The organism is Variovorax sp. YR634, from assembly GCF_900106655.1.
Classification (GTDB): Bacteria; Pseudomonadota; Gammaproteobacteria; order Burkholderiales; family Burkholderiaceae_C; genus Variovorax.
Genome location: NZ_FNOL01000044.1, coordinates 1 through 10892 on the forward strand (window position 1 = coordinate 1; position 10892 = coordinate 10892).

Here is a 10892-nt window from a genome sequence, read left to right on the forward strand (position 1 = left end):
CTTCGAGCGATTTGAGGCCGGGGCCCCGGTATACGAGTGCTTTCATGCCGCAACGTTATGCGTCCCTGCCCGCCCTCCCCTTGCGATAGCGCAAGGAATCCTCGCGTCTGCGACGTCGTCTGGCGCGCTAACTCCAGGACGCCTCGGCGAAAGCCTCGACAAAGCGCGACAAGTCACCACGCGGCAGCCGGTCGATGCCCGCCGCGCGCGAGCGGCCGGCGCCGCCGAAGCGGCTGCACAGCGCATGGGCGCCGCGCGGAAGTGCCAACGGCGCGCGCACGCTGACGACATAGCCGTCGCCCTGCACCTTCAGCACCGCATGCGCACAGCCGGGCTCGCCGTTTGCCAGCTCGTTGGCAAGACAGCCCTGCACGCGCCGGCTCCACCGCGCATCGGGCAGCACGCGCACGCTGCCCTGAGGCCCCTGCCAGAGTACGGCGGCGTCCGCACCCAGCCGCAGGTCGCTGTGGCGCATTGCATCGATTTCGTCGACGACGCTCTCGTGCGCCAGCATGTCGCGCGGGTCCGGGTAGCGCGCCATCAGCGGAAACAGCAGGCGGGGTGCGATGCGCACGTCGTGCTCGAACTCGCCATAGGCGTTGTAGTTGATCAGCACGCCCAACCGGCGCAGCCCGGCGCAGTCGCCGGGCTCGAAGCCGCCTTCGAGCGCCAGCCGGTCGGCCACTGCGCCCAGGTTGTCGCCATAGATGCCGACCAGCGCCCAGGCGCGATGCGCTCCGCCCAGGTGGCGGTCGACCAGCAGGCTGGTGCAGACATCGCTCGCCTCGTCGATGTGTGCCTCCAGGTTCGGGTGCACCGGCACCTTGCCGGCGGCGTGATGGTCGAAGTAGCGCACGCGCAGGCCGTCGTCGAGCAGGCGCTGCAGTTCGCCGCGGTTGCGCTGCATCGAGATGTCGAACACGTTGACTTCGTCGCCGGCTTGTCCCTGGACGCGGCCGAGCAGCGCGATGTCGCGCTTGAGCCCCGTCACGAGCTCTGCCGGCCCGGGCTCGTGCAGCCGCCACTGCACGACGGCGCAGAGGCCGTCGGCATCGCCGTTGCTGACATCGAATCGCCAAACCATTACGCAAGCCTCAATCGCATCCTCTCGGCGCAGGGCCGTTCAGGCGTAGGAACGCAGGCGGCGGGAAAAGTCCGCCAGCGGTGCGATGCCGCTCGCCTCGGCGCGCTGGCACCAGTCCTGCAACTGCCTGGCAAGCTGCTCGCCAGTGGCGGCGGAACGGCTCCACAAGGCGGTCAACTCCCCGCGCATGGAATACATAGTAGTCAGTGCCTGCGATGCATTCAACGCCTGTATCACCTGCTGGTACCGCGACGGGCCGAGCAGGCCTTGGTCCTTGCCCAGCAATGGCTTCACGGCCTTGAGGGCACGCGCGGCTTCAGGCGACATGCGGCGCAGGCGACCGAGCTCCACTGCGCAGGCCTTCTTCAGCGAGCGCGAGTAGTTCGACAGGACGTCGTAGTGGCAGCGGATGACTGCCTGCACCGTGGCGAGATCGACATTCGCCTTGGGCGCGACGAGGCGCGGCGTGGGTGCCACGTGCTTCACCGTCGCCAGTCCCAGGGCCTGCAGCGTGCGGATGTAGAGCCAGCCGATGTCGAACTCGAACCACTTGCTCGAGAGCTTGGCCGAGCTGGGAAAGGCGTGGTGGTTGTTGTGCAGCTCTTCCCCGCCGATCAGGATGCCGATCGGCGAGATGTTCGTGCTGGCGTCACGGGCGGGCCAGTTGCGGTAGCCCCAGTAGTGGCCGATGCCGTTGACCACGCCGGCCGCCCAGAACGGGATCCACGCGATCTGCGTGAGCAGGACTAGGCCGCCCGGCGCCACGCCGAAGAGTGTCATGTCCACGATGCCCATCAGCACGATGCCGAGGATCTTGTGCTTCGAATAGAGATTGCGCTCCAGCCAGTCGTCAGGCGTGCCGTGGCCGTAGCGCTCGAGGGTTTCCGCATGCCCCGCTTCGCGCACGTAGAGGAACACGCCGCCCCACAGCACTCTGTTGAGCCCGTACACCTGCGGGCTGTGCGGGTCTTCGGGTGTTTCGCACTTGGCGTGGTGCTTGCGGTGCACCGCGGCCCACTCCTTCGTCACCATGCCGGTGGTCAGCCACAGCCAGAAGCGGAAGAAATGGCTTACCGCCGGGTGCAGTTCGAGCGCGCGATGCGCCTGGTGGCGGTGCAGGAAGATGGTGACCGAAGCGATGGTGACGTGCGTGAGCGCCAGCGCGGCCAGCACCGCGCCCCACCATGGAAGATCGAGAAGACCGGAATAGAGAAGGGATTGCATTCGTACCTCGTGAACAGTGCGGGCGATTCTGCGGACCGCACCTCCCACGGCCTTTGATGCACGTCAACACCGTGCCGGCATTCCAGCCGTAGCGAATGCGGCGCTTGTCGTCCGCTTGCTTGATACAGCGCAACAGCGACATGCGCCTGTTTGCCTAGAGTGAAACTTCCCCAACCCACTTCGGGGTCGCGTCTGGCAGCGAGCCTTCCGCGCGTGCCGCCCCCGGGACTCCGAAGGAACTCGCATGCTCAGCGCCTACATCACCCACCCCGACTGCGCGCACCACGACATGGGCGCGGGCCACCCGGAATGCCCCGAGCGGTCTTCCTCCATTCATGACCGGCTGCTGATCGCGGGCCTGCTCGACTACATGGCTCCGTACGATGCGCCCCTTGCCACGCGCACCCAGCTGGCGCGCGCGCACACGATGTCGTACGTGCGCGAACTCATTGCCGCCGCTCCCACCGAAGGCCACCGCTTCGTCGACCCCGACACCCTCATGAACCCGCACACCGTGCAGGCCGCGCTGCGCGCCGCCGGTGCCGCGGTGCTGGCAACCGACCTGGTGCTGGCGGGCAAGGCGTCCACGGCTTTCTGCAACGTGCGCCCGCCCGGGCACCATGCGGTGCGCGAAGCGGCCATGGGGTTTTGCTTCTTCAACAATGTGGCAGTGGGCATCCGGCATGCGCTGGACGTGCACGGCCTGCAGCGCGTGGCCCTGATCGACTTCGACGTGCACCACGGCAACGGCAGCGCCGACATCTTCCGCTGCGACGATCGCGTGCTCATGTGCTCCATCTTCGAGAAGGGCATCTACCCCTTCTCGGGCGAAGACGACAACGGCTCGCACATGGTGAATATTGGCTTGCCCGCGCGTTCGGGCAGCGATGCGTTCCGCGCGGCTGTCACCGGGTGCTGGCTGCCGGCGCTCGAAGCCTTCGCGCCGCAGCTCGTCTACATCTCGGCGGGCTTCGACGGGCATCGGGAGGACGACATGGGCAACCTCGGCCTGGTGGAGCGCGACTACGCCTGGGTCACACGGCAGATCATGGATGTGGCGCAGCGCCATTGCCGCGGGCACGTCATCTCTTGCCTGGAAGGCGGCTATGCGCTCAGCGCCCTCGCCCGCAGCGCCGCAGCGCATGTCAAAGTGCTGATAGGCGCTGACTGACCACGGCGCCGGGCCGTGGCCAGCGTGCAGGCTCGTTCAGTGCCCGCTCGCGCCATGCGCGCCAATGCCGGTCTCGGAACGCACCTGCTGGGCGAGGAAGCCGCCGCGGTCCACCTGGGAGCGCGCGCTGCGGTCCAGCACCGAGAACAGCCAGATGCCCGCGAACGCGATGCTCATCGAGAACAGGCACGGCGAGGTGTACGGAAACGGCGCCGACCCCGCCGGGTAGCCGAAGGTGGCCTCCCAGACCGAAGGCGACACCACCGTCAGCGCCACCGAAGAGACCAGCCCGAGGAAGCCGCCGATCACCGCGCCGCGCGTGGTGCAGCCCTTCCAGAGCACCGACATGAAGAGCACCGGGAAGTTGGCCGAGGCCGCGATGGCGAAGGCCAGCGACACCATGAAGGCAATGTTCTGCTTCTCGAACACGATGCCCAGCAGCACCGCCAGCGCACCGAGCGCCAGCGTGGTGATCTTGGACACGCGCAGCTCGGCCGCGCTGCCGGCGTCGCCCTTCTTGATGACGGTGGCATACAGGTCGTGCGACACCGCCGACGCGCCCGACAGCGTGAGGCCCGCCACCACCGCGAGGATGGTCGCGAAGGCCACCGCCGAGATGAAGCCCAGGAACACGTTGCCGCCCACTGCATTGGCCAGGTGGATCGCCGCCATGTTGCCGCCGCCCTTGAGCACGCCCTTGGCGTCGAGGAAGTCGGGGTTGGTCAGCACGAAGGTGATGGCGCCGAAGCCGATGATGAAGGTCAGCAGGTAGAAGTAGCCGATCCAGCCCGTGGCCCACATGACCGACTTGCGCGCCTCCTTGGCGCTGGGCACCGTGAAGAAGCGCATCAGGATGTGCGGCAGGCCGGCCGTGCCGAACATGAGCGCCATGCCGAAGGAGATGGCCGAGATCGGGTCCTTCACGAAGTTGCCCGGGCCCATGATCGACTGTCCGATGCTCGCCGCCACTTGGGCGGTCTTGCCGTCCTTGAGCGCCAGGTCGGTCTTGACCTTCACCGCACCGGCGAACATCGCCTCCGGGCTGAAGCCGAAGTGCCACAGCACAGACACCGCCATGAAGCTCGCGCCGCCCAGCAGCAGGCCGGCCTTGATGATCTGCACCCAGGTGGTGGCCGTCATGCCACCGAAGAGCACGTAGACCATCATGAGCGAGCCCACGATGACCACCGCAATCCAGTACTCCAGGCCGAACAGCAGCTTGATGAGCTGCCCTGCCCCCACCATCTGCGCGATCAGGTAGAACGCCACCACCACCAGCGTGCCCGAGGCCGCGAAGATGCGCACCGGGGTCTGCTTGAAGCGGAAGGCCGCCACGTCGGCGAAAGTGAACTTGCCGAGATTGCGCAGCCGCTCGGCCATCAGGAAGGTGATGACCGGCCAGCCCACCAGGAAGCCGATGGAATAGATCAACCCGTCATAGCCGGTGGCCATCACTGCGGCCGAAATGCCGAGGAACGACGCTGCCGACATGTAGTCGCCGGCAATGGCAAGCCCGTTCTGGAAGCCCGTGATGCCGCCGCCGGCCGTATAGAAGTCGGATGCCGAGCGGGTGCGCGCCGCGGCCCACTTGGTGATGAAGAGCGTTCCCACCACGAACAGCGCGAACATGCCGATGGCGGTCCAGTTGGTGGGCTGCCGCTGGAGCTGGCCCAGGTCGGCGCCAGCCGCAAGAGCGCCCGCCGAAACCGCTCCCAAGGCAAGAAGGACGGCGGCGGACCGCATGCGCAGGAGATGTGCGTTCATGGCTTGGCCACCTTCTGCACGGCCTTGACCACGGCGTCGGACAGGGTGTCGAACTCCGCGTTCGCACGGCGCACGTAGTAGCCGGTGATGGCCACGGTGAAGACGATCACGCCGAAGCCGATCGGCATGCCAAGGGTCATGACGCCTTCGCCCATGCGTCGCGCCAGGAACTCCTTGTCGAAGGCCACCAGCAGCACGAAGCCGTAGTAGGCGGCGAGCATCAGCACCGCCAGCGTCCAGCCGAAGCGGTCGCGCCGGCGCTTGAGTTGCTTGTACTGCGGATTCGCGGCAATGCGCGCGACCAGATCGTCTTCCATGGAGTCTCCTTGTGTGCGATGGCCCCATTAGGAGTGCACGCGCCGCATCGAAGCTTGCGCTGGCGCAAGGTTTTCTCCTTCACCGTCGGCAAGATCGCGCCACCACCCCCACGAAAGACACGAGACATGAACGCTCCCGATCTCCCGTCCCGTCTTCCGGTCTACGCGCCCCCGGAAGCACTCTCCCGCACCGCGCATATCGCCGGTCGCGCCGCATACGACGCCCTTGTGGCCGAGGCCGATGCCGACCACGAGGGCTACTGGGCTCGCCTTGCGCGCGAATTCATCGCCTGGAAAACGCCGTTCACCAAGACGCTCGACAGAAGCGATGCGCCCTACTACCGCTGGTTCGAGGACGGCACCCTCAACGTCTCGTGGAACTGCCTCGATCGCCAGGTGGAGGCCGGCAAGGGCAACAAGGTGGCGATCATCTTCGAGTCGGACGACGGCAAGGTCACCCACACAACCTATTCGCAACTGCTCGCGCAGACCTGCCGCATGGCCAACGCGCTGAAAGCACGCGGCGTGAAGAAAGGCGACCGTGTCGTCATCTACATGCCGATGTCGGTCGAAGGCGTGGTCGCGATGCAGGCCTGCGCGCGGCTGGGCGCGGTGCACTCGGTGGTGTTCGGCGGCTTCTCGGCGCACGCGCTGCGCGACCGCATCGCGGACACCGGCGCCGCCGTGGTCATCACAGCCGACCAGCAGGTGCGCGCGGGCAAGCAACTGCCGCTCAAGGCTATGGTCGACGAGGCGCTCGCACTGGGCGGCTGCGAGGCGGTGGAGTCGGTCATCGTCTACCGCCGCACCGGTGGGCCCATTGCATGGACGCCGCGCGATCTGTGGATGCACGAGATCACTGAAGCACAGGGCGACAGCTGCGAACCCGAATGGGTGGGCGCCGAGCATCCGCTGTTCCTGCTCTACACATCGGGCTCCACCGGCAAGCCGAAGGGCGTGCAGCACTGCAGCGGCGGCTACCTGCTGCATGCAGCACTCACCACGAAGTGGACCTTCGACATGCACGACGACGACGTGTTCTGGTGCACGGCCGACATCGGCTGGGTCACCGGCCACACCTACATCGCGTACGGCCCACTGGCCATCGGCGCGACGGAGGTGGTGTTCGAGGGCGTGCCCACCTTCCCCGACGCGGGGCGCTTCTGGCAGATGATCGAGCGGCACGGCGTCACGGTCTTCTACACGGCACCCACCGCCATCCGCTCGCTCATCAAGGCAGCCGAAGGCAACTCCGCCGTTCACCCCGACCGCTACGACCTGCGCAGCCTGCGCGTGCTGGGCTCGGTCGGCGAGCCGATCAACCCGGCAGCGTGGGAGTGGTATCGCAAGCACGTGGGCGGCGGCCGCTGCCCGGTGCTCGACACCTGGTGGCAGACCGAGACCGGCGGCCACATGATCACGCCGCTGCCGGGTGCCACCGACCTCGTGCCGGGCTCCTGCACCCTGCCCTTTCCGGGCATCGCCGCGGCCATCGTCGACGAGATGGGCAACGACGTGCCCAACGGCGAGAGCGGCCTGCTGGTCATCAAGAAGCCCTGGCCGAGCATGATCCGCGCGGTGTGGGGCGACGACGCGCGCTACCGTTCGAGCTACTACCCGCCGGAGCTGCGCGGCTACTACCTGGCGGGCGACGGCGCCGCGCGCGATGCGCTCACGGGCTACTTCACCATCGGCGGGCGCATCGACGACGTGTTGAACGTCAGCGGCCACCGCATGGGCACCATGGAAATCGAATCGGCGCTCGTGGCCTGCACGGCGCTGGTGGCCGAGGCCGCGGTGGTCGGCCGGCCAGACGACACCACCGGCGAGGCGATCTGCGCGTTCGTGGTGCTCAAGCAGCCGCGCCCCGAGGGCAAGGAAGCCGACCGCCTGGCGGCCGAGCTGCGCGCCTGGATCGGCAAGGAGATCGGCCCCATCGCCAAGCCCAAGGAAATCCGCTTCGCCGACAACCTGCCCAAGACGCGCAGCGGAAAGATCATGCGCCGCCTGCTGCGCTCGGTGGCCAAGGGCGAGGCGATCACGCAGGATGTGTCGACGCTGGAGAACCCGGCGATCCTCGATCAGCTGACCGAGGCGCACTGAACCCGCCCTGCCCGGCTAGCTCCGGGCCGGGGAGCGGTGCACCGGGAGCGCATTCAACGGAATGCGCAGGTACGCAACGCCGTTGTCGTCGGCCGGAGGAAGTCGTCCCGCCCGCACGTTCACCTGGATCGACGGGAGGATGAGCGTCGGCACGTCCAGCGTCGCGTCGCGGGCCGTGCGCATCGCGACGAACTCGTCGGCGCCGATGCCGTCGCGCACATGGATGTTGTGTGCGCGCTGTTCCGCCACGGTGCTCTGCCAGCGGGCCTGCCGCGATGCCGGCGGGTAGTCGTGGCAGACGTACACGGCGGTGTCGGGCGGCAGATCCAGCAGCCTGCGCATCGACCCGTAGAGCTGGCGCGCATCGCCGCCGGGAAAGTCGGCGCGTGCGCTGCCGAGGTCGGGCATGAAGAGCGTGTCGCCGACGAAGACGGCGCCGTCCACCAGGTAGGCCATGTCTGCGGGGGTGTGGCCCGGCACCAGCAAGGCGGTGGCTTCGACGTCGCCGATCCTGAAGACTTCGCCATCCTTGAACAGGTGGTCGAACTGGCTTCCGTCCGGCAGGAAACCTCGTTCGAGATTGAAGAGCTTCTTGAAGGTCGACTGGACGACGCGGATGTTCTCGCCGATGGCGATCTTTCCGCCGACCTGCTCCTGGACGTGGCGGGCGCCGGACAGATGATCGGCGTGCGCATGGGTCTCCAGGATCCAGTCGACGCTCAGGCCGTGGTCGCGGACATAGGCAAGCAGCTTGTCTGTCGACGCAGTGCCGGTGTGCCCTGACTTGAAGTCGTAGTCCAGCACGGGGTCGATGACCGCGGCATGCCTGGTGGCGTGCTCCCACACGACGTAGGAAATCGTCCATGTCGCGGGATCGAAAAAGCCTTGGGTCGTCGTGCGTGCTGTCATGAGTGCTCCATCCATGGATGTTCCGTTGCCCGTCATAACAATATATATTTGAATATAATATGTCAATCGAAAGCGAAGCCCGGAACCCATGAAGCACTCATCCCTGGCCATTGACCCTGAACTCCTGCGCGGAGCCGCCGGCAAGGCGGTCGTGGCGCTGAAGCTCCTGGCCAACGAAGACCGCCTCCTCCTCCTGTGCCAACTGTCGCAGGGCGAGATGTGCGTGAGCGATCTGGAGCAGAAGCTGGGCATTCACCAGCCCACGTTGTCGCAGCAACTGGGCGTGCTGCGTAACGAGGGCGTGGTCAACACCCGTCGCGACGGCAAGAACATCTTCTACAGCGTGGCCGACCCGGCGATGCTGGAAATCCTCGCGGTTCTCTACCGCCTCTACTGCCCGAAGGAGGAATGATGGCCATCGACTGGAACCACTTCACCCCGTTCGCAGCGCTGGCCGGCGGCGTGCTCATCGGCATCGCCACGGCGATGTTCGTGCTACTCAACGGGCGCATCGCAGGCATCAGCGGCGTGCTCGGCGGGCTCCTCAGGCCGATCAGGGGCGACATAGCCTGGCGCGCCGCCTTCACGCTCGGGCTTGTCGGCGCACCGCTGGTCTATCTGCTCTTCGCGGCGCTGCCCAGGCCGCAGATCGACGCGAACTACGGCACGCTGATCCTGGCGGGGTTGCTCGTCGGCCTGGGCACTCGCTACGGGTCTGGCTGCACCAGCGGCCACGGGGTCTGCGGCCTTTCCCGCCTGTCGCCGCGCTCGCTCGTGGCCACGGCCGCATTCATGGGCGCCGGCTTTGCCACGGTGTTCGTGACACGTCATCTGCTCGGTGCCTGAGGAGATTTCATGCTCGTTCTCGCTTCGCTGCTCGCCGGCCTGGTCTTCGGGCTCGGCCTCATCGTCTCCGGCATGGCCAATCCGGCCAAGGTGCTCGGCTTCCTCGACCTCTCCGGCGCCTGGGACCCGTCCCTGGCCTTCGTCATGGCCGGTGCCATTGCCGTCGGCATGGTCGCATTCATGCTGGCAAGGCGTCGCACGGTATCCATCCTCGGGGCCGAGATGCGCCTGCCCTCGGCGCGCCACATCGACCGTCGCCTGATCGCGGGCAGCCTGCTCTTCGGCATCGGCTGGGGCATCGCAGGCTTCTGCCCCGGCCCGGGCCTGGTCGCCCTCGGAATGGGCGAAGTCAAGGCCCTCGTCTTCGTGGCCGCGATGCTGGCTGGCATGAGCATCTTCGAATTCTTCGAGCGGCTCGGTCGCTGACAGAGTCCAGGACGGTCAAAGACCCGCCTCGCGCGCCGTGCAAACAGCCCGGGCAAGGGGCGGGAGTTGATCCAGCGCAAAGTCTGCCGCGAATCCGCGTCCTAGTCTTGGGCATCGCCCTTACTCCGGGAAGCGTCATGAAGACCCAATTGATCGTCATCGCCAATGCCGCATCGGCACGCATCTTTCGCCGAGACACCGCCAAGTCGCCGCTCGTGCCAGTCGAAACCCTCGCACACGATGCAAGCCGGCTGCACGCCAGGGAACTCGAGTCGGACCGTCCCGGCAGCCAAGCCGCCGACAACAGCCGGGGCCTCAACCATTTCGAGCCGCGCAGCGACGCACGGCGCAAGGAGCACCAGCGCTTCGCGAAGGAAATCGCCCAGCGGCTGGAGGCGGGCCTGAAGGTCGGCGAGTACGCCTCCCTCACGCTTTTCGCCTCGAACCCTTTCATGGGCGAACTGAAGGCGCAGCTGAGCGAAGCGGTCACCCAGCGGCTCAAGGCCACGCTGAACAACGACCTGTGCCACGTGGGCATCGCGGAACTCGAAAGCCGCATCTCGGGCTCGTGGTCCGCAGTGCTCTGATGCCATGGACTCCTTCAGCCTGAACTGAACTTCAGCAACAGCATGGAGCCATCCTTGGATGCAGTCCCACCCGAGCCGTCACCGTTGACGCGTGGCGCCCCGCACTGGCTCGCGAAGATCGAAAGCGGCCCTGCGCAAGAGACGAATCGGGTACCGGCGAATTCATGGCCGGGCTTCCTGGCCGGCCAGCCCGGGAAGCCGGTGCGGGTGCTGGTGATCGACGAAGACGCCGATGCGCGGCGTGCAATCGCCCGCGAACTGGCCACAGACGCGCGCGTGCGTATCGTCGGCGAAGCGGGCAGCCTGCAGGAAGGCAAGCGCCTTCTGACACAGCATGAATTCGACGTGCTCATCATCGATGTCCGGCTCGGCGGCGGCAAGGGATTCGAACTTATCGAGAGCGCCCGACGCCATTGCAGTTCGGTCGAAGTCATCGTGCACTCGGCACTGGAAGACGAGGT

Annotated in this window: 12 protein-coding genes; 7 read left to right on the forward strand and 5 right to left on the reverse strand. The window is 66.8% G+C overall.

Annotated features, from left to right (window positions below; genetic code table 11):
- Positions 1-127: 127 nt before the first annotated feature.
- Together BLV60_RS33490 and BLV60_RS33495 are read right to left on the reverse strand one after the other, a co-directional pair.
- Positions 128-1084 (reverse strand): hypothetical protein, encoded by a 957-nt coding sequence (locus BLV60_RS33490; protein WP_093060060.1) that lies wholly within the window; start codon positions 1082-1084, stop codon positions 128-130.
- Positions 1085-1123: 39 nt separating this feature from the next.
- Entirely contained in the window at positions 1124-2308 is a 1185-nt protein-coding gene (locus BLV60_RS33495; RefSeq protein ID WP_093060062.1) for a DesA family fatty acid desaturase, read from the reverse strand.
- Positions 2309-2552: 244 nt separating this feature from the next.
- Between BLV60_RS33495 and BLV60_RS33500 the strand changes: the two genes are divergently transcribed.
- On the forward strand, positions 2553-3479 hold the full coding sequence (locus tag BLV60_RS33500; RefSeq protein ID WP_093060064.1) for a histone deacetylase family protein: 927 nt from the start codon (positions 2553-2555) through the stop codon (positions 3477-3479).
- Positions 3480-3515: 36 nt separating this feature from the next.
- Here the strand turns inward: BLV60_RS33500 and BLV60_RS33505 are convergent, their stop codons facing one another.
- Both BLV60_RS33505 and BLV60_RS33510 read right to left on the reverse strand, forming a co-directional pair.
- Complete coding sequence (locus tag BLV60_RS33505) at positions 3516-5243, reverse strand: cation acetate symporter (RefSeq protein ID WP_371127432.1); 1728 nt, start codon at positions 5241-5243, stop codon at positions 3516-3518.
- A complete protein-coding gene (locus BLV60_RS33510; protein WP_093060066.1) occupies positions 5240-5560 on the reverse strand; it encodes a DUF485 domain-containing protein in 321 nt (106 codons plus the stop codon). The genes BLV60_RS33505 and BLV60_RS33510 overlap by 4 nt, the downstream gene beginning before the upstream one ends.
- A gap of 126 nt (positions 5561-5686) precedes the next feature.
- On the opposite strand from BLV60_RS33510, the gene acs reads away from it, so the two are divergent.
- A complete protein-coding gene (gene acs / locus BLV60_RS33515; RefSeq protein WP_093060068.1) occupies positions 5687-7663 on the forward strand; it encodes an acetate--CoA ligase in 1977 nt (658 codons plus the stop codon).
- 15 nt (positions 7664-7678) lie between these two features.
- Here acs and BLV60_RS33520 read toward each other — a convergent pair whose 3' ends face one another.
- Positions 7679-8572, reverse strand: a complete 894-nt coding sequence (locus BLV60_RS33520; RefSeq protein WP_093060070.1) for an MBL fold metallo-hydrolase — start codon at positions 8570-8572, stop codon at positions 7679-7681.
- 88 nt (positions 8573-8660) lie between these two features.
- Here BLV60_RS33520 and BLV60_RS33525 point away from each other — a divergent pair, with 88 nt between their 5' ends.
- The 5 genes from BLV60_RS33525 to BLV60_RS34790 all read left to right on the forward strand — a co-directional run.
- The gene (locus BLV60_RS33525; RefSeq protein WP_093060072.1) at positions 8661-8984 is read left to right on the forward strand and encodes an ArsR/SmtB family transcription factor; all 324 of its coding nucleotides are present in this window, start codon (positions 8661-8663) and stop codon (positions 8982-8984) included.
- Positions 8984-9418, forward strand: coding sequence for a YeeE/YedE family protein (locus tag BLV60_RS33530; RefSeq protein WP_093060080.1), 435 nt, complete (start codon positions 8984-8986; stop codon positions 9416-9418). Before BLV60_RS33525 ends, BLV60_RS33530 begins: the two co-directional genes overlap by 1 nt.
- 9 nt (positions 9419-9427) lie before the next feature.
- Positions 9428-9844, forward strand: coding sequence for a DUF6691 family protein (locus BLV60_RS33535; RefSeq protein WP_093060074.1), 417 nt, complete (start codon positions 9428-9430; stop codon positions 9842-9844).
- Positions 9845-9981: 137 nt separating this feature from the next.
- The gene (locus BLV60_RS33540) at positions 9982-10431 is read left to right on the forward strand and encodes a host attachment protein (RefSeq protein ID WP_093060076.1); all 450 of its coding nucleotides are present in this window, start codon (positions 9982-9984) and stop codon (positions 10429-10431) included.
- A 207-nt stretch (positions 10432-10638) separates the two neighbouring features.
- The coding region (locus tag BLV60_RS34790; protein ID WP_256329694.1) for a response regulator at positions 10639-10892 on the forward strand (254 nt) is incomplete at its 3' end.